14 protein-coding genes are annotated in these 18,603 nt (G+C 63.4%); 8 read left to right on the top strand and 6 right to left on the bottom strand.

The window, feature by feature from the left end; genetic code table 11:
• Complete coding sequence (locus tag LQ788_RS04215; protein ID WP_231445500.1) at window positions 1-1,602, bottom strand: GMC family oxidoreductase; 1,602 nt, start codon at window positions 1,600-1,602, stop codon at window positions 1-3.
• A 142-nt stretch (window positions 1,603-1,744) separates the two neighbouring features.
• Window positions 1,745-2,683: a LysR substrate-binding domain-containing protein gene (locus tag LQ788_RS04220; protein WP_231445501.1), complete on the bottom strand. Its 939-nt coding sequence runs from the start codon at window positions 2,681-2,683 to the stop codon at window positions 1,745-1,747.
• 141 nt (window positions 2,684-2,824) lie between these two features.
• Here LQ788_RS04220 and LQ788_RS04225 point away from each other — a divergent pair, with 141 nt between their 5' ends.
• Window positions 2,825-4,375 (top strand): SLC13 family permease, encoded by a 1,551-nt coding sequence (locus tag LQ788_RS04225; protein WP_231445502.1) that lies wholly within the window; start codon window positions 2,825-2,827, stop codon window positions 4,373-4,375.
• A 78-nt stretch (window positions 4,376-4,453) separates the two neighbouring features.
• Window positions 4,454-4,753, top strand: coding sequence for a muconolactone Delta-isomerase (locus LQ788_RS04230; protein WP_009881572.1), 300 nt, complete (start codon window positions 4,454-4,456; stop codon window positions 4,751-4,753).
• Window positions 4,754-4,810: 57 nt separating this feature from the next.
• On the opposite strand, the gene LQ788_RS04235 is transcribed toward LQ788_RS04230, so the two are convergent.
• From LQ788_RS04235 to LQ788_RS04245, 3 genes are read right to left on the bottom strand one after another with little or no spacing between them, the layout of a single operon-like run.
• Entirely contained in the window at window positions 4,811-6,001 is a 1,191-nt protein-coding gene (locus LQ788_RS04235; RefSeq protein ID WP_394801335.1) for an MFS transporter, read from the bottom strand.
• A 46-nt stretch (window positions 6,002-6,047) separates the two neighbouring features.
• Window positions 6,048-7,688, bottom strand: coding sequence for an amidohydrolase (locus LQ788_RS04240; protein ID WP_231445504.1), 1,641 nt, complete (start codon window positions 7,686-7,688; stop codon window positions 6,048-6,050).
• Window positions 7,689-7,691: 3 nt separating this feature from the next.
• Window positions 7,692-9,653, bottom strand: a complete 1,962-nt coding sequence (locus LQ788_RS04245; RefSeq protein WP_231445505.1) for a primary-amine oxidase — start codon at window positions 9,651-9,653, stop codon at window positions 7,692-7,694.
• Window positions 9,654-9,747: 94 nt separating this feature from the next.
• Here LQ788_RS04245 and LQ788_RS04250 point away from each other — a divergent pair, with 94 nt between their 5' ends.
• The 4 genes from LQ788_RS04250 (at window position 9,748) to LQ788_RS04265 (ending at window position 14,499) form a co-directional block, all read left to right on the top strand.
• Entirely contained in the window at window positions 9,748-10,353 is a 606-nt protein-coding gene (locus tag LQ788_RS04250; protein ID WP_231445506.1) for a TetR/AcrR family transcriptional regulator, read from the top strand.
• Window positions 10,354-10,471: 118 nt separating this feature from the next.
• Entirely contained in the window at window positions 10,472-11,434 is a 963-nt protein-coding gene (locus tag LQ788_RS04255) for an AraC-like ligand-binding domain-containing protein (protein ID WP_231445507.1), read from the top strand.
• A 97-nt stretch (window positions 11,435-11,531) separates the two neighbouring features.
• Complete coding sequence (locus LQ788_RS04260) at window positions 11,532-13,028, top strand: APC family permease (RefSeq protein ID WP_231445509.1); 1,497 nt, start codon at window positions 11,532-11,534, stop codon at window positions 13,026-13,028.
• 55 nt (window positions 13,029-13,083) lie between these two features.
• Window positions 13,084-14,499 (top strand): aldehyde dehydrogenase family protein, encoded by a 1,416-nt coding sequence (locus LQ788_RS04265; RefSeq protein ID WP_231445511.1) that lies wholly within the window; start codon window positions 13,084-13,086, stop codon window positions 14,497-14,499.
• A 117-nt stretch (window positions 14,500-14,616) separates the two neighbouring features.
• Here LQ788_RS04265 and LQ788_RS04270 read toward each other — a convergent pair whose 3' ends face one another.
• Window positions 14,617-15,513: a LysR family transcriptional regulator gene (locus LQ788_RS04270; RefSeq protein ID WP_231445513.1), complete on the bottom strand. Its 897-nt coding sequence runs from the start codon at window positions 15,511-15,513 to the stop codon at window positions 14,617-14,619.
• Between the two features lie 125 nt (window positions 15,514-15,638).
• Here LQ788_RS04270 and LQ788_RS04275 point away from each other — a divergent pair, with 125 nt between their 5' ends.
• Both LQ788_RS04275 and LQ788_RS04280 read left to right on the top strand, forming a co-directional pair.
• Window positions 15,639-17,351 (top strand): acyl-CoA dehydrogenase family protein, encoded by a 1,713-nt coding sequence (locus LQ788_RS04275; RefSeq protein ID WP_231445515.1) that lies wholly within the window; start codon window positions 15,639-15,641, stop codon window positions 17,349-17,351.
• 24 nt (window positions 17,352-17,375) lie between these two features.
• Window positions 17,376-18,602: a CaiB/BaiF CoA transferase family protein gene (locus LQ788_RS04280; RefSeq protein WP_231445517.1), complete on the top strand. Its 1,227-nt coding sequence runs from the start codon at window positions 17,376-17,378 to the stop codon at window positions 18,600-18,602.
• Window position 18,603 lies beyond the last annotated feature (1 nt).

The raw sequence follows: 18,603 nt of genomic DNA on the forward strand, positions 1-18,603 counted from the left end.
TCACTGTCCCGGAGGGGTGATCCCCTCGACCATGGACCCGACGAGCGCTGCTGCCGCGCGTTCGGCGATCATGATCGTCGGCGCATTCGTGTTGCCCGTGGGCACCTGCGGCATGATCGAGGCGTCAGCGATGCGCAGGCCCTCCAATCCGTGGACCTTGAACGACTGCGGGTCGACGACTGCGGTGTCATCCTGTCCCATCCGGCAGGTGCCGACCTGGTGGTGATAGGTCACGACAGATCCCCGGACATAGTCCTCGAGATCCTCGTCGGCCACCTCGGCGCCGGGGAAGATCTCCGTGGGCTGCCACGATGCCAGAGCATCGGCGCGACCGATCTCCCGGCACTGCTTCACCGAGGCCACGAGAGCGTCGACATCGGCCTGTTCGGACAGGACGTTCGGGTTGACCAGCGTCGGATCCTGCGGATTCGGTCCGCTGAGAGTGACCTCGCCACGGGACTCGGGACGCACGATTCCGCCTTGGAGGGTGAAGCCGTTGTCGGGCCCCGTCTGCACGTTCGGTGCGGAGTCCTGGGCGTACATCGGCACGGAGAAGAACAGGGGTTGGGTGTCGGGCACGGGAAGGTCGGGGTTCGATTTCCAAAACAGATGCACCTCGGCAGGCGCCACCTCACCCATCGGCACAGGCTTGGATCCGGTGGTGAAGATGACGGGGGAGAGCCAATGATCTTGGAGGTTCTTGCCCACCCCGGGCAGGTCGTGGATGGGATCGACTTCGACCTCGCGCAGCTCCTCTGCGGGTCCGATGCCCGAACGCAGGAGCAGCTCCGGTGAGGCCAGCGCACCCGTGGTGAGGATGACCTCGTCGGCGGTGACCGTACCCACGCGACCGCGGAAGTCCACTTCAAGACCGGTGACGGTCTTGTCCTCGATGAGGAGGCGACGAGCATGCGTCGAGGTGAGGATCGTGAGATTCCCATCGCCGAGGCGGGGCTTGAGGTAGGCGCGCCAGGTGTTCAATCGTTTGCCGTCGCGGACATTGAGTTGGATCCGGGAGATGCCTTCGACGTTGCCGGAGTTGTAGTCCGAGTTGTAGTCCAAGCCGGTCTGCTGCCCGGCGGCGACCATGTCCTCCTGGATGGGGTTGCGTGGATAGTCGATACGCACGTCCATGGGGCCGCCGCTTCCGCGGGTCTCGGTGCTCTCGCCGTCATAGTTCTCGATGGCCTTGAACACGGGCAGCACCTCGTCCCAGGACCAGCCGGGGCAGCCGGATTCGACCCACTGCTCGTAGTCCCAGGCATCGCCGCGAACCCAGATCACGGCGTTGAGTGCGTTCGAGCCGCCGAGGACCTTGCCACGGGGCAGGTGGATCTTGCGGTTCATCGCGCCCGGCTGTGGAGTCGTGTAGTAATCCCAGTCCTGCTTCGAATGCCAGATCAGGCCAAGGGTGTTGAGATGATCGATGTTCGGGTTCGTCTCGTCCCCGCCGGCCTCGATAAGGCACACCTTCTTACCTGCGTCGATGAGCCTGCGGGTGATCACACACCCGGCAGATCCGGCTCCGACGACGACATAGTCGAAGTGTTCATCGGGAAGGTCGGTCGGGCTGACTGCGCTGTCTGCGGTGGTGGCGTTCATGACGCTAGATTAGTGACCGGCTTCAGGCGGCAACAGGGGAAGAGCGGAACTCTGCACGAACAGACAATTTTGGACACTGCCGGTGCGTGGAGTGTCAATGATGAGTAGTCGCATACAAAGTTGAATGGCTCTCCCATTGAGATCAAGGCCGAAGGGTGCTTCTATGCAGGTTCTCTGCCGCCTGCCGGGCCAATTGCGCGAAAGAAGTCAACAGAAGAGGCGGCGTCGCGGTGGTTCCCAGCGTGGAAGTTCGCCACGCGACGCCAAGCCCGATTGTGACCTGTTCAGTCAGAGCGCGAACTGCAATGGTGTCATGCAGAGGCAACGCTGCCGAAGCTGGGGCCAGTGCCACTCCGAGGCCAGCGCCAGCCATGGCGATCAGTGTCGACGTTTCAGTAGCCTCCTGGACAATACGCGGTCGGAATCCAGCCTGTCGACACAGTTCCCAGACCGCTGAAGCGACCGAGGAAGTGCGGGGATAACTGACTAAATCAACACCCGCCAGTGAGGTTATTGGCAGCGACTCGTCTGGGTTCGTGCTCAATGCCAGGCGATGGTTGAGCGGAAGGACAACGGCGAGTGGAGTCTGTTCGATCTCGTCGATTGCAACTTCTGTCGACTGCACAGGTGGTCTGAGGATCGCGACGTCGAGCCGGTTCTCCAGCAACGCGGTCTCCATCTGCGGGGTCAGCATTTCGCCGGAGATCTGCAGCCGCACATTGGGCAGTTCGGACTGTGCGAGGCGGAGAATCTCCGGCATGAGTCGATAAGTGGCGGTGCCTGAGAAGCCGACGCGGAGCACTCCCGCAGCGCCTCGACCCACTTCTGCTACGTCGAACTCGGCGGCCTCGAGGTCGGCAAGGATTTGGCGGGCACGCTCCATCAGCAGCCTGCCGGCGTCAGTGAGCTCGACCTTGCGGGTCGTGCGTTCGAACAGTTTGGTGCCCAGAGCGGACTCGAGTTGTTTGATTTGGCTGGACAATGGGGGCTGGGCCATATGCAGCCGCGCGGCGGCCCGGCCGAAGTGCTTCTCCTCAGCGACGGCGAGGAAGTAGCGCAGGTGCCTCAGCTCGATGTTCATGATGATCACTCCCGATTCATACTTCAATCATATTAAACACTGAGAAATACGTACTTCTGTATCTTGATACGCCCCTCTACAGTGAATGAGGTCGTGCTCACCTTCTGTGGTGTGCGCACATCTTGATTCGAAGGGGAAGCAATGGCGGCACACGAAGCCCAGCAGATGGAGACGGATTCTGAGGCTGTGGCCGGCACCTCTGGCGATTCCCTGGACGAAGGCGGCAATCGCAACTGGTGGCTGGTCGCTCTTGGCCCTGTGGCCGGGGCTCTGCTGACATGGGTGCTGCCGGAGTCACTGGCTTTTGAAGGTAGAGCCGTCGCAGGCTGTGCCCTGTGGATGGCGATCTGGTGGATGACAGAGGCCGCGCCGATCCCAGTCACCTCGCTGCTGCCATTGGTGCTGTTCCCGCTGTTCGGCATGGGCACAATGCAGGAAGTCGCAGCACCTTACGCGGGTTCGGTGATCTTCTTGGTGATGGGCGGTGTCATCCTCGGGTTGGCGACCGAGAAGTCCAACCTTCATCTGCGTATCGCTCTGCTGACGATTCGTCTGGTCGGCACCAAGCCGTCTCAGATCGTGCTGGGGCTGATGATTGCGTCGGCGTTCATCTCTGCCTGGGTGTCGAATACCGCAACTGCTGTCATCATGGTTCCCATTGCCGTCTCGATTCTCAATCTGGTCAGGTCCATCGACAAGGCCGCTGCAGGTAAGAAGTTCGCAGCCTCCTTGCTGCTGGGAGTGGCATACGGTGTGACGATCGGGTCGACGGCGACCCTCATCGGTCAGCCACCGATGGCCCTGATGAAGGGGTACCTCAAAGAGTCTCAGGGCTTCGATATGCAGTTCGGCACGTGGATGCTTATCGGTGTTCCATGGGCTGTCGTCATGCTTGTCATCGCCTGGGTGGTGCTGACCAAGATCGTCTACCGTCCAGAGGTCAACCAGCTGCCCGGCGGTGAAGAGCTGATCCGTGATGAGTTGGCCAAACTGGGGAAGATGACCACACCCGAGCGCAGAGTCGCGTGGATCTTCGCTGCAGCGATCTTCTTCTGGGTTTTCGTTCCATTCATCGCCATGATCCCGTGGCTGGCCGAAACCGCTCCGTTCCTTGGCACCATTGACGATGCCCAAGTCGCGATGGCCGCGGCGATCGCCTGCTTCTTGGTACCTGCCCGCTGTCGTCGGGAAGATCCCACCAGTACCCCACTTCTGCGCTGGTCTGCAGCAAAGGAAATTCCCTGGGGCCTGCTGCTGCTCTTCGGCGGCGGTCTGTCACTGTCAGCGATGTTCACTGCCACCGGATTCTCGGAGTGGATCGGCAACCAAGTATCAGGCCTCTCCGGCATGCCGTCTTGGGTGATCATCGTGGCCGTCATCGTTGTCGGGCTTGTACTCACCGAGATGACGTCGAACACAGCGACTGCGGCGGCGTTCCTGCCGATCTTCGGTGCAGTCGCCATCGGAGTCGGCATCGACCCGCTCTTTATGACTATTGCGGTCACTTTGGCAGTCTGCTCGGCTTATATGCTTCCGGTGGCCACACCCTCCAACGCGGTGGCCTTCGGATCCGGCGAGATCACCATCAAACAGATGACTCGTGCCGGACTATGGCTGAACCTGATCTCCTTGGGGCTGATCATGCTCGTCATGTACACGCTGGTTCCGCTGGTGTTCGGAGTCTCACTCTGAGCAGCTGACATTTGCCCATGGTCGGAATGGGCCTAAGGTGACAATCCAAAGAAACTCTCACCCACTACAGGAGGCGAAATGCTGTTCGTTGCACGCATGGATGTCGTATTTCCAGAATCGATGACCGATGAGACCAAGGCCGAGTTCCAGGTCAAGGAGAAGGCCTATTCCGCCGATCTCCAGGAGCGGGGAATCATGAAGGGCATCTGGCGCATCGTGGGCGAGTACTCCAATATCTCGATCTACGATGTCGACGACCTCGACTTCCTGCACGCGACCTTCCAGGGCTTCCCTATGTTCGCCTACATGAACGTCAAGGTCACGCCCCTGGCCAAGCACCCCAACGCGACGACCGACGACTTCTTCCGCCAGCTCTGAGGCTGACTCTGAATCCGCCTCTGAGGCTGCATTCCCGCAGAATTCTCAGGCTCAGACTTAGGGTCGGCGTCGAGCCCGCGCATCGATATAGCTGAGCACCAGGACGACAAGGCTCAGTCCAGTCAGTGCTGCTGCGGCGGCGCCGACCGCTGTTCCCAGTGTGCGGGCGGTGGCAAGTGCGCCCATGCCGATTGCGATGGCGGCCTGCAGGATATAGGCGATGAGGTAGAGCAGGGACAGAGTCGAACCACGATGGCGCACCGGCGCGGCCTGGTTGATCACGCCCAACCCGCCCGTGAAGGCGAATGAGTAGGCGGCTCCACCGACGAGGCACCAGGCAAAGAACATGCCGAGTGAGCCGTATGCCGCCGCCGCGGCCATCAGTGCCAGGCCGACGAGTGTCAGGAGTGTCCCGACCAGCAGGGCTACGTGCGGTCGAACCCGGGCGAGGAACAGTCCGGTGAGTCCGATCGTTGCCGATGAGCATCCCAGCAGCGCTCCCACCAGTGCTGTGTCCGAAGTTCCGGCGAACTGTCCGATCATGTGTGCACCCAGCGAGAGGAAGATCGCCCCCGCGCAGTAGGCCAGTGACACCGACAGGGTCGCCAGGGAGAAGCTCAGGCGCAGTTCGGGGAGAAGGCGCATCGCTCGGGGCCGCCACTTGTGCGTCTGGGTGGGGCGATCGTTCGGGGTGAGGACGAGTGCGATCACGGCACAGACGGTCAGCGCCAGGAGGAGAATGTAGCTCCAGAACAGAGGCATGGGCGCGAAGCGGGCGAATACTCCGCTGAGCACGAGTGCCATGGTGAGCCCGGCCGCGGTGGAGACAGTCGCCAGTGAACTGGCGAATCTGGCATTGCCCGTCGTGTTGTTCTCAACCAGGGACGCTGTGGCGGCACCCATCGCCAATCCTGAACCGGCACCCTGGAGCACACGTCCCAGGAATAGGAACGAGACGTTCGGGGCGACCGCGAAGGCGATGGCCGATGCCGCGATCAGTCCCACACCCCAGATCATCACGAGACGGCGACCGAACTGATCGGAGAGGTTGCCGAACAGGGGGAGGACGACGATCAGCGCAAGCTGGTAGGAGGCGAACACCAGCGTGACGATCGCTGAGCTCAGCCCCCACTTCTGTGCGTAGATCGGGTAGAGGACGCTCGGCGCCCCACTCGACCACAGCACCAGAGCCAGCACCGAGGCGGAGGCCCAGAACGCACCCCTCCTGATCAGGCTGGGTGATTGCAGTCTGCTCCCAGTTGTATCAGGCCTCCCGCCGCAGCCCGGATGGTGCTCACGCTTCGTAGACCAGATTTCCCTCGAAATAGGTCTTGAGCACCGTGGTCTCATGCAGCTGGGTGGGATCGGCGGACAACAGGTCCCGGTCGAGGATGATGAAGTCGGCAGACATTCCTGCACGCAGCATTCCGGTGACTTCGCCCAACCCCATCGCTTGGGCTGGGTTGGAGGTGAACGTCGTGATCGCCTGCTCGACGGTAAGCGCTTCGGTCACGTTGAGCTCTCCGGTGACTGCCGGGTCCGGGTTCGCTCGGGTGATCAGAGTCGCCAGACCCGTCCACGGGTCCGGGGTGGGCGCGGCACAGGGCCAGTCGGAGCCGCAGGAGACCAGCGCTCCGGACTCGAGGAGTCGCCGCAGTGGCCAGGACCGTGCGAAGGTCTCGGCCGACACCTGCTTGGCCATCGACTCCTGCATCACCGAAGGGAACCACAGATACGGTGAGGCATCTGGAACAACCTGCAGCTGCGCAAATCGAGCCAGATCATCGTCATGGACGTATTCGACGTGGGCAATATGGAACCTCGAATCCCAGCCCTGCTCGCGTCGCACCGTTTCTACAGCGTCAAGGATCATCCTCACCGCGCCGTCGCCGGTGGCATGCAGCTTCGCATTGAGCCCGCGATCAGCCAGAGTAAGCAGTGACGTTTCGAGCTCATCACTGTCCCACAATGCCTCACCCAAAAAGTTCGGATCATCGTCGAGGTGGTGGCACTGGTACGGCGTGAGCAGCGCCGAGGTCCTCGTCATCGGGACTCCATCGAGCACGTATTTGGCGAAGGTCGGATGCAGATGAGTCGAATGGTTCTCGTCTCCAACCCGGTACAGCTCTTCACCGGTGGTGCCCTCTTCGAGGAATGGCTGCGCGGGCATCGACGCGACCACGTGGGCGGTCAACTCTCCGGCCTCATCGAGGTCGTGCAGCGTCCGCACGGCGTAGTCCATCGTTGCGGATTCCTGGACAGCAGTGACTCCGTAGGAGTTCAATGTCTGCACTGCGGTGCCGATGGCCTTGGCGTGGAAGCCAGCGACATCGTCGATCGATTCCAGCACTGCGGCCTCGGCTGCACTGCAGGCCAGCTCGGTGAGGACACCATTGTGCAGACCGTTCCCATCTCGGACGAACGTTCCGCCCTCCGGGTCGGGGGATTCCTCGCTGATGCCGAGGATCTCGAACGCGGCAGAGTTCACCCACCGGTTATGCATCGTGTCATCGCGCAGCAGCACGGGATGACCTGCTGCCGCATCGTCGAGTGTCCGCAGATCGTCATGGGTGAGATCATCCATCACGGTTGAGCCGACGATTCCGCCGACGACCCATTGGCCAGGCTCCAATCCCGCCTGCCACTGACTGACCTTCGCCGCGATCGCGGCGACATCATCAGTGGGCAGGACCGGGAGTTCGAAGGCGAGCTGACGCCCTCCGAGACCGAGATGCGCATGCACATCGACCAGCCCGGGCATGGCGAACCGACCTTCGAGGTCGACCACCTCGGCGTCGGCGGACACAGCAGCCCGGACTTCTTCGAGACTGCCGACCGCGGAGATCTTGCCGTCCGTCACAGCAAAGGAATCGGCCCATGGACGCTCGGGGTCGCTCGTGAAGATACGCCCGTTGGTGACAATCAGTTCGCTCATCACTCACCCCTCGCAGCAGTCGCCGTCGGAGTCACCGCAGTGTCCGCCCGATGTCGGCGCGGGAACATCGAGAACGGGGGAGCGGTCGAAGAAGCCTTCGGGACGCAGTTTGAAGCCGACCGTGTCCACGGGCATGATCGGCCAGTCCTCGATTCGGGGGAAGTGGGTGAGGCCGAAGCTGTGCCACAGCACGATGTCCTCGCCGTCGACGTTGCGATCCGCAGTGGTCCATCCGGGCAGGCCCGAATGCCCGGGATGCTGATTCGGGAAATCGCCCGTCGGGTAGCGCTCGTCCTCGTGATACTGCGAGACCCACAGCGCCTTCGACGCAAACGTCGCCCGCCGGTGGATCGAGGAGTCCTCGGCCGCGAGCAGGGTCGGCAGGCCTGTGGGGTGGAGCTTGTAGCCGACGGGTTCGCCGAGGCGGTTGGTCGACTCCGGGTTCGTCACCACCCAGGTCCGAGCCTTCGACTGGTCCGCATCCCGCTGAGCGGCCAATTCTGTACTGAGCACGGTGCGTTTGCGGCTGAAGGCATTGCCGCGCGGGTTCGTCTCCGAGGTCGGCAGACGCACGACGTCCTCCTCCTCGACCCGGCACTTGCCACCATCGAGAGCGAAGTCGAGACGTGCCCCGAAGAGGTGCTGGTGGAACGGGGCGCCCAAGCCGGGTGCGATTTCGGAGGCGAAGTCCGTTGATCCGTTCGGCAGGGCCGAAGTGAAGACAACACCGGTGGCCTTGGCCTCGAACTCGATCGTGCCGTCGAGGTAGAGGTACCAGTAGAACCCGTAGTCGTAGTTGCCGACCGTGGTGAAGAAGGAGACGACGAATCGACGGTTGCGCCTGGTGTAGTCCACGCCCGACCACAGATCCGAGTGCTTGGCCAGGATCGAGGCGTCCTCCTCGTGCATGCAGATGCCGTTCTTGATCTGCCGCGGTTCGCCGAGGTTGTTCACCACCCACGGAGACAGGTACGTGATGTCGCCCAGACAGTCACACCCCAACTCGAGCGAGTTCGCCCACTGGCCGACGAGGTATTCGCCCGTGTCGAAGTAGTTCTGCCACGACCGCACCGGTGAGGGATCGCCGTAGGGCACGACCATCTCAGCGATCGCGGCCCTATCGAGGATCGTGCGGGTGGCCTCGCCGTCGGTGAAGGCGATGTTGTGCAGGATGAGACCTTCGCGCATGTCGAATCCGACGTCGAAGGACCACTTCTCCCACTCGATGTGGTTGCCCTCGGTCAGCGTGAAGCTCGGCCCTTCCGGCTGCGTGATCTCGATGGGCTTCTGGGTGGTGCGCAGCGGACCGGTGAGCTCGGGATCGGTGTAGTTGCCGTGCTCGGTGGGCACCGGAACGTCCTCGAGGTCGAGGATCTGATCGACGCTCCGATTGGTCACATCGACATACGCGACGAGGCCGTCGATCGGGTGCGCCCAGGCCGAATCGGTCTCGTTCGGCTGGAGGAAGGCCAGGCCACGCAGGATGCGTCGGCCCGATTCCTCCGGGTATTCGAAGACACCGGCCGACAGCGGAGCGACACGGACCTGCTCGACTGGCAGGCCACGTCGGGCGAGGATGGACTGCCACGTCGGATCTGCGGCGAGGACCTCCTCGACGATCTCGAACTCCTCTTCCATGACCGGGAACTCACCCTCGGACGTCGAGTCGACCTCGGCGACTGAGTCGACCCGGGCATGCGTTGCGGACACGATGATGTCGCGGGATGTGCCGGCGGACTTGTCGATGACGAGGGCACGGAAACGACGGTCCACCTCGGCGGTGGTGCGCTTCGAACCGCGCACGGGATCGAGCAGGCCGACGTAGGTCAGGCGCGCCTCGGCGGGGAAGTGCCCGGCCTCGCGCAGCACCGAGGTCACGCTCGCGATCTCATCCTGACTCGGCAGTGAGAACGGGGTGAGTTCGGTCGGGGAGGATGGTTCAGCGGGAGTGGAATGGCAGGACATGTGTGCACCTTTGCAACGTGGTATATGTGTGCTGACTCACTTAATAATCTACACTTGTAGAAATTAAAGTCAAGAGTGGTGCAACGGAGGAAGCATGCCCAAGATCGTCGATCACGACCAGCGTCGGCGCGACCTCGTCGAGGCGACCCTGCGGATCATTCTCAGGCAGGGGCTGGCCGGAGCGACGATGCGCGATATCGCCACCGAGGCGGGATTCGCCAACGGTGCGATGAAGTCGTATTTCGCCTCCAAATCCGACCTGCTCGCGGCCACCTACCTCTTCGTCTTCGAGGCCACGAACCGCCGCGTCGAGTTCTCGACCTCGCACCTGCGCGGCATCGCCGCACTGCGCGCCTTCGCCTCCGAGGTCCTGCCGGTCACGCCCGAGCTCCACGACGAGGCCCGGATCGTTTTGTCCTTCTTCGCCGAGGTGGCCCAGAGTCCCGATCATGCCCGGACCACGCGCGAGACCATGGCACGGTGGCGGGCGTGGATCGTGGAGTGGCTCGACCAGGCGCGCGCGGATGGAGAATTGGCCGCCGAGGTGGTCCTTGAGCCTGCGACCGATGTCCTCCTGACCTATCTGCTCGGTGCGCAGACGACCGCGATGATCGGCGCCGAGAACACCGATTTCGCAGGCTTCCGAGCCCAGCTCGACTATGTCATCGACCGCATGACGGTCAATGTTCCGAACTCATGACCAATTGGTCGGTAATTCCAGGCCGGCTCGTGACTCGCCGCGCCGTTGGGGATAGAGTGAGCGCCAAGTGATCGCCGACGCAGAGGTCGACGATCGGTCGTTTCTGCAGAGGACGAAGATGTTACTAGAGAGCACAGCGTCTGATTTCGACGGGTGGAAGTCCCTCGTCTCGGACTCGTTCGTGCCGCTGGACACGGAACCCCAGCGCCGAGGCGGTTTCCAAGGGACCATCAGCGCCCGCGACTACGATTCCGTCGTCATGTCCCACATCAGTGCGAACCCCCACGCCGTGCTGCGCACACCGAGTCTCATCTCCCGCGAGACGGCAGGACCGGCCGACGGCGCTGCCGCGGCGCCCAATAACCACTACAAGGTCTCCCTCCAGCTCAAGGGCCACGGACTGCTCATCCAGGACGGGCGGGAAGTGTCCCTGGCACCGGGCTCGCTGGCCATCTACGACACCTCAAGGCCCTACACGCTGAGCTTCGACTGCGACTTCTCCTCCTACGTCATGATGTTCCCGCAGTCGCGGGTCAACCTGCCCGCCGACACCGTCGGTGAGCTCACGGCCACCTCGATCGGCGCCGAGCATCAACTGGGGGCCGTGGCCACGCAGATCATCACCCAGGCCGGTGCCATGCTGCCCACACTCAGCCGGTCCGTCGGCATTCGCTTGGCCGGCAATGTCGTCGATCTGCTCACCACGGTCATGGCCGATGAACTCGCCGAGGCGGAGGTGCCGGGGGAGCGGCAGCGCCTGTGGTCGCAGATCACCGCCTATATCGATGCGAATCTGGCCGATCCGCAGCTCTCACCGTCGACGATTGCCGCCGCGCATTTCATGTCCGTGCGCGCCCTCCACCAGGTCTTTGAGGGCAGCGGTGAGACGGTGTCGGGTGAGATTCGTCGTCGCCGGATCGCTCGCTGTCGGCAGGATCTGGCCGATCCGGCACAGGTGCAGGTGCCGGTCGCGGCCATCGGTGCCCGTTGGGGCTTGGGCGATCCGGCCCATTTCTCACGGCTCTTCCGCAGCGTCGTCGGCCGGCCGCCGGCCCAGTACCGTCGCAGCTCGCTGACCTGACTGCGCCGAAAGTCAAGAGTCCTGCCCCCAGAGCCAAGACGCGACCGCCCTCGATGCGAGAACCTGACGATACAGCCACTATCGCAAGGGGGATCACATGGGCGTGAATCTCAGCACGGGAAGCGAACCTGACAGCGCATCCGACCAGCCAGCCACCACGGGTCTCGACTCCCGCCGCATCGGCACCGTCGCTCTCGTCTTCATGATCATTGCCGCCTCGGCGCCGCTGACCGTTGTTGCCGGCGGCGTCCCGAGCAACTTCGCGGTCACCGGTCTCCTTGGAATCCCACTGTCGTTTGTCGTTCTCGGCATCATTCTCGTGCTCTTCGCCATCGGCTATGCGGCGATGAGCCGGCACGTGCACAATGCCGGTGCCTTCTTCGCATACATCTCCAAGGGCCTGGGCAAGCCAGTCGGGATGGGCGCTGCTGTCACCGCACTCGTCGCCTACAACTCGATGCAGATCGGCATCGCCGGAATGTTCGGATTTGTCTTCTCCTCCTTCCTCGACTCCATCTTCGGCCTGCAGGTCTCCTGGTGGGTCTGCGCGCTCATCGCCTGGGTCATCGTCGGGATCATGGGTGTCCTGCGGGTCGACTTCTCCGCAAAGGTCCTCGGGATCATCGTCGGCACCGAATTCCTCGTCGTCATCATCTACGACATCATCGGTCTCAGCCACAGCCTCGAAGGCGTCACGGCTGGTGGCATGCTTCCCGACCAGCTCTTCGCCCCCGGAGTCGGCGCGGCGCTGGCGTTCTCGATCGCGGCGTTCATGGGCTTCGAATCGGGTGCGATCTACAACGAAGAGTTCAAGGACCCCAAGCGCACAGCAGGGCGGGCGACGATCATCGCGGTCAGCATCATCGCCGTCTTCTACGCATTCTCCGCCTGGGCGATGACCGTGGCCGAAGGAACCTCGAACGTCGTCGGGCGATCGCAGGAGTTCGGCCCCGACCTCATGTTCGTCTTCCTCGGCGAACATGCCCCGGTCTGGTTCGTCGACCTCGCGAACCTGCTCTTCCTCACCTCGCTTCTGGCCGCACTCGTGGCCTTCCACAACATCGTGGCCCGGTATTTCTTCGCCCTCGGGCGTGATCGGGTGCTGCCGAGCGTTCTGGCCAGGACCTCGCGTCGTTCGGGTGCCCCGATTGCCGGGTCTCTGGCCCAGTCAGGGCTGGCACTCGTCGTCATCCTCGTCTTCGCCATCGCCGGTGCCGGCAGCGAGGATCCGCTGTTTCCCGTCGTCACCCTTTTCACCTGGCTGACGAACATGGGTGCCTTCGGGCTTGTCCTGCTCATGGCTCTGACCGCGCTGGCCGTCGTCGGATTCCTGCGCTCTCACTCGCAGGAGTATTCGCGGTGGACCAGAGCAATCGCACCGGGACTCTCAGCGATCGGTCTGCTCATCCTCTTCATCTCCATCGTCGTGAACTTCAACGTCCTCATCGGCCTTGAAGGCACCTCGGTGCTGTCCTGGCTGCTGCCCGCCATCGTGCTCGTGCCCGGCATCATCGGGACCATCTGGGCCCTCGTCCTCCGGTCGATTCGCCCACAGGTCTATGCAGGCATCGGCACAGGTGGAAGCCTGGGATGAGGCCCCGACCCGACCATCCCGCAATCACTCAATCAACCCCCGATAAAGGAGAATCATGAGCACCGACCTCACCACCTTCGCCGGACTGCTGTCATCCGTCGACGATCCCAATGGCCGCGACCTGCTCGACCCTGCCACCGGCGAAGTTGTCGGTCGCACCCGTGAGGGCAGTCCTGCCGACATCGACACCGCTGTCGCTGCCGCCCGCAAGGTCCAGTCCGACTGGGCAGCGCGGACCTCTGCCGAACGCAGCGACCTGCTGAACAAGGCCGCCGACGCGGTCGAAGCCTCCGCCGAAGCACTGGCCGAGCTGCTCTCACGCGAACAGGGGAAGCCGCTCAACGGACCCAACGCCCGCTTCGAGGTCGGTGCCTGCGCCGCCTGGCTGCGGGCCAACGCCGCCTTCGAGCTCGAACCCGAGATCCTCGTCGACGATGAGGAGACCCACGCCGAACTCCACTACGCACCTGTCGGCGTCGTCGGTGCCGTGGGTCCCTGGAACTGGCCGATGATGATCTCTGTGTGGCAGTTCGCGCCCTCATTGAAGATGGGCAACACCGTCGTCCTCAAGCCCTCCGAGTACACGCCTCTGTCGGTGCAGGCGCTCGTCGCAGTCATCAACCAGGTTCTGCCCGCCGACGTGCTCACCGTCGTCCCCGGCAGCGGCGAGGTCGGTGCCGCACTGACCTCCCACTCAGACGTCGACAAGATCATGTTCACCGGTTCGACGAAGACCGGTCAGGCCATCATGCGCTCGGCCGCAGACACCCTGGCACGGCTGACCTTGGAGCTGGGTGGCAACGATGCAGGAATCGTGCTTGAGAACGCCGATCCTGCCGCCATTGCCGGCGACCTGTTCTGGGGTGCGTTCATCAACACCGGTCAGACCTGCGCGGCGATGAAGCGCCTCTACGTTCCCGATTCCCTCTACGACCAGGTCTGCGAAGCCCTCGTCGAGGTGGCCAAGCAGTCACCGATGGGTGTGGGCCTGGAAGAGGAGAACGTACTCGGACCGCTGCAGAACAAACAGCAGTACGACATCGTCGCCAAACTCGTGCAGGCTGCCAAAGATGGTGGGGCTCGTGTCCTCACCGGCGGAGACCCCGCTGCAGACCAGCCGGGCTACTTTTACCCGACCACGCTGGTGGCCGACATCGACAACGACAACCCGCTGGTCGCCGAGGAGCAGTTCGGTCCGGCTCTGCCCATCATCAAGTACACCGACCTCGAACAGGCCATCGGCTGGGCCAATGAGCTCGAGGTCGGCCTGGGCTCCTCGGTCTGGGGCAGTGATCTCGAGGAATGCAAGAAGGTTGCAGCTCGTCTCCAGGCAGGATCGACCTGGATCAACAAGCACGGCGCAGTGGATCCGCGCATCCCCTTCGGCGGCGTGAAGAAGTCCGGCTTCGGACTCGAGTTCGGGCTCGAAGGACTCAAGCACGTCAGCGTTCCGCACGTGATCAGCTGGTAATACCTGCGCCCCCGGCGCGGCCGCTCGCGAGTCCGCAGCCGGCCCGTTCCCCTAATACTCCTCGACGTCACTATTTTCGCGTGGCGCCGGGGAGTTTTAGTGACGTCGGGGCGAGAATTAGGTCTCACTCGCCTCAGGCAGGATCTCTCGGACGATCTCGACGACCCGAGCCAGAGCCTCCGAGGGATTGTTGCGGCGCCAACCGAGCGCCAATGTGAACGCATCCCCACCCTCGGCGAGGCGAACATAGGTGACCCCGTCGATGCGGATGTGATTCGAGGACTCGACGACGATCGCGATCCCGACCTGCGCGCCGACGAGCGCGAGCAGACTGTAGGGATCCGGTGCCTCCTGCGCGATGTGCGGAAGATAGCCGGCCTGATCGGCCAGGCGCATCATCGCCTCCCGCACCTGCGAACCATGCGACGGCGCATAGGTGATGAACGGCTGCTCCCGCAGGTCGGCCATGGACACGCTCTCCGCGTCAGCGAGTTCGTGGCTGGTGGGGACTGCGACCATGACCCGCTCCTGCCGGATGACGTGGACGGCAATGCCCGCAGGTGCAGGCGGGGAGATGATTCCCATGTCCATGGTCCCGTCGCGAACGGCCAGGGCCGACTCACCGGAATACGTCTGAGGGTGCATCTCCAGGCTGATACCCGGCTGCCGGTCCGCAACCTCCCGGGCGAGCAGGGACAGGATCGAATAGCCACTCGTGCCGCCGAAGCCGATCCGCACCCGGCCGACCACGCCCTCCTTCGCAGCCCGAGCGATGCGTCGTGCGCCTTCGACCTGTGCCTGGATCGCTCGAGCGGGTTCGAGCAGGGCCTCACCGGAGGAGGTCAGTCGCACCCGACGTGTGGTCCGCTCGAACAGCTGCACATCGAGGTCCTTCTCGAGTGAGCGGATCATCTGGCTCAATGCCGGTTGGGCGATGTGCAGAGTCTCCGCGGCCCGCCCGAAATGCAGCTCCTGCGCGACGGCGAGGAATGCCGAGAAGTGCCGCAGCTCCATGGTTCCCGCTTTCGTCGTTGACCGGCTGTATCCACTGTCAGCCAAACATTGATAAAGAATTACAAATAATAGCCATGAGATTACGTCTTGGACACCGTGTAATACAAATGGAACAGTAATGAACCATGAACTACGTCGACCTCGACCCCGCCCTGCATCCCCTCATCGAGTCCTACCTCGGCACGAGCGATCAGGAGCTGCTCGCCCCGGTGCTCACCGCACTCGGCGCCGACGCCGCACAGCGCCTCGCCCCACTGGCCGACATCGCCGACAAGAACCCGCCGACCCTGGCCCAGTTCAACCGCGAAGGCGACCGGGTCGATGCCATCGACTATCACCACAGCTACCAGCAGCTGCAGAAGGCCGCCTACGAGGAATACGGCCTCTCGGCACTCTCCCACCGCGGTCTGCATGGTTGGGACGACGTGCCGCCGCACCTGGTGAAGTACATCCTCTCCTACGTCTTCGTCCAGGCCGAGTTCGGCCTGGCCTGCCCGGTGTCGATGACAGATGCAGCCGCGAGGACCTTGCGGAAGTTCGGCGAAGGCGAGCAGATCACCGAGGCGATCGACCGTCTGATCTCGACCGATCCCGATCTTCGGTTCACCGGAGCGATGTTCATGACCGAGATCCACGCCGGCACCGACATCGCCCAGACCTCGACCGTGGCCGAACGTGATGGTGAGAACTGGGCACTGTCCGGGCGCAAATGGTTCGCCTCGAACCCGGACGCCGACATCATCCTCACCCTCGCCCGCTATCCCGGCGGCGATGACACCACGCGCGGCGTCGGACTGTTCATGCTGCCCAAGCACCGCCCGGACGGGACGAAGAACTCCTATGTCATCGACCGGCTCAAGGACAAGCTCGGGACCAGGTCCATGCCCAGCGGCGAGGTTACCCTCAACGGAGCCTATGCGGTCCAGGTCGGGGCGCTCGAGCGCGGATTCCGGCAGATGGCGGAGATGGTCAACACCTCCCGGCTGTCGAACGCGATGCGCGCCACCGCCCTCATGCGCCGGTCCATCAATGAGGCGCTCGCCCACACCCGCGAACGCGTCGTCTTCGACAAGAAACTCATCGACGCACCCCTGATGCGCATGACACTCCTGCCGCTGCAGGCCGAAGCCGAAGCCGCACTCGGCCTCGTCTTCTACGCAGGCGATACCCTCCAGAAAGCCGACGCCGGGGATGCTTCCGCGGCCGCGCAGATCCGCGTCCTCACCCCGCTGGCCAAGCATTACATCTGCAAACGCGCCCGCTTCGTCGCCGGCGAGGCGATGGAGATCCGTGGCGGTCGCGGCTACATCGAAGAATTCCCCGACGCCCGCCTCGTCCGCGACTCCCACCTCGGCTCAATCTGGGAGGGCTCAAGCAACGTCATCGCCCTCGACGTCCTGCGCTGCATGCGCAAACAGAACACGCACCAGCTCCTGGCCGAGACGATGACGCAGAAACTGAACACCATCACCCTCGCCGAGGCGGGCCCTGAGATCCGTGAGCTCCTGACCAGGTGGACGGCGATCGTCGACCGCGGTGACGTGGTCTTGAACGCCGAGTCGGATGCTGCCGAGGCTCTTATCGGCGGCTATGCCGACGATCTGGCGCAGCTGATCATGGCCACCCTGCTGCTCGAACAGGCCGCTGCCGAGGTCACCCGTGACGACAACTTCCGCAAGCTGCTCGTCGCCAGGACCTTCATCGGCAGCAACATCACTGCCGATGAGAATGCCGTAGTCGACACACTCACCCATTTCGAGGACATCGTCGACGGCGAGACGGTGCCCCGCGATGCTGTCTCAACCGACATCGTCCCCGCACCCGCACCCGTGGCCTGAAGCCACAGAACACCGGAGCAAGTCGTGAGAACCACAGATTCAGAATCCACACCCGATACGAGCACCGCGGCAAGTGGGGCCTTCACCGGCCCGCTCGCCGGCGTGCGCGTCATCGACCTCTCGAAGATCCTCGCCGGACCCTACGCCACGATGTCACTGGCCGATCTCGGGGCCGAGGTCATCAAGGTCGAACACCCCGAGGGGGGAGACCCAACCCGTGCCTGGGGCCCACCCATGGTCGGCGCCGACGCCACGTACTTCCACGCCGCGAACCACAGCAAGAAGTCCGTGACGATCGATCTCAAATCCGATCGTGGACAGGCACAGGTCCACGAACTGTTGGCAGATGCCGATGTCCTCGTCGAGAACTTCAGGCCCGGCAGCTCACTGCAGACGATCTTCGACTACAAGGAGCTGGCAGCGAAGTTCCCGCACCTCGTCATCCTCCACATATCCGCCTACGGTGACCACGGCCCGATGCGCGATGAACCAGGTTATGACATGGTCGCTCAGGCGCGCGGTGGGCTCATGTCCCTGACCGGTGAGGCAGGAGGACCGCCGTTGAAGGCCGGGTTCGCCATGGGTGACCTGGGTGCGGGGCTGTTCGGCATCATCGGCATCGTCTCCGCACTCTTCGAGCGCAGCCGCACCGGCAAGGGCCAATACCTGACGACCTCTCTCTACGAGGGCCAGCTGGCGCTGCACGTGAACTGGGCGACGAACTACTTCGCCGACGGCAAGCGCCCGCATGCGCTGGGCTCTGGGCACCCCAACCTCGTGCCCTACCAGGCCTATCCGGCCGCCGATGACTACTTCGTCATCGCCATCGGCAACGACTCACTGTGGCAGCGCCTGTGCTCCGCTATCGACCGGTCTGACCTGGGCGCGGACGAGCGCATCATGACCAACACCGGCAGACTCGCACACCGTGACTTTGTCAACGAGGAACTCTCGGCGACGCTGCGGACGAAGACGGTCGACGAATGGTGCGAACTCTTCTCTGCCGCCGGAATCCCCGCTGCACCGATCAAACACCTCGACGAGGTCTATGCCGATCCGCAGACCGAAGCCCTCGGGATGGTCCAGACGGTCGACCATCCCACCGCCGGACCGATGCGGCAGGTGGCGTTCCCCGTCAACTTCAACGGAGTCCGCCCACCCGTGCGTTCCGCGCCGCCCGAGCTCGGAGCCGATACGGAGGATATCCTCGGCGCCACCGACCACTCATACCCAGCCACCACAGGAGCCTGAA

Origin of the sequence: Brevibacterium zhoupengii, assembly GCF_021117425.1 — a bacterium.
In the GTDB taxonomy this organism is placed as follows: domain Bacteria; phylum Actinomycetota; class Actinomycetes; order Actinomycetales; family Brevibacteriaceae; genus Brevibacterium; species Brevibacterium zhoupengii.

Bases quoted from the DNA above. Each gene is read 5' to 3' on its own strand.
- LQ788_RS04260 (WP_231445509.1), top strand. From the start codon at position 11,532: ATGGGCGTGAATCTCAGCACGGGAAGCGAACCTGACAGCGCATCCGAC.
- LQ788_RS04255 (WP_231445507.1), top strand. From the start codon at position 10,472: ATGTTACTAGAGAGCACAGCGTCTGATTTCGACGGGTGGAAGTCCCTC.
- LQ788_RS04240 (WP_231445504.1), bottom strand. From the start codon at position 7,688: ATGAGCGAACTGATTGTCACCAACGGGCGTATCTTCACGAGCGACCCC.
- LQ788_RS04250 (WP_231445506.1), top strand. From the start codon at position 9,748: ATGCCCAAGATCGTCGATCACGACCAGCGTCGGCGCGACCTCGTCGAG.
- LQ788_RS04225 (WP_231445502.1), top strand. From the start codon at position 2,825: ATGGCGGCACACGAAGCCCAGCAGATGGAGACGGATTCTGAGGCTGTG.
- LQ788_RS04275 (WP_231445515.1), top strand. From the start codon at position 15,639: ATGAACTACGTCGACCTCGACCCCGCCCTGCATCCCCTCATCGAGTCC.
- LQ788_RS04265 (WP_231445511.1), top strand. From the start codon at position 13,084: ATGAGCACCGACCTCACCACCTTCGCCGGACTGCTGTCATCCGTCGAC.
- LQ788_RS04220 (WP_231445501.1), bottom strand. From the start codon at position 2,683: ATGAACATCGAGCTGAGGCACCTGCGCTACTTCCTCGCCGTCGCTGAG.
- LQ788_RS04230 (WP_009881572.1), top strand. From the start codon at position 4,454: ATGCTGTTCGTTGCACGCATGGATGTCGTATTTCCAGAATCGATGACC.
- LQ788_RS04245 (WP_231445505.1), bottom strand. From the start codon at position 9,653: ATGTCCTGCCATTCCACTCCCGCTGAACCATCCTCCCCGACCGAACTC.
- LQ788_RS04270 (WP_231445513.1), bottom strand. From the start codon at position 15,513: ATGGAGCTGCGGCACTTCTCGGCATTCCTCGCCGTCGCGCAGGAGCTG.
- LQ788_RS04215 (WP_231445500.1), bottom strand. From the start codon at position 1,602: ATGAACGCCACCACCGCAGACAGCGCAGTCAGCCCGACCGACCTTCCC.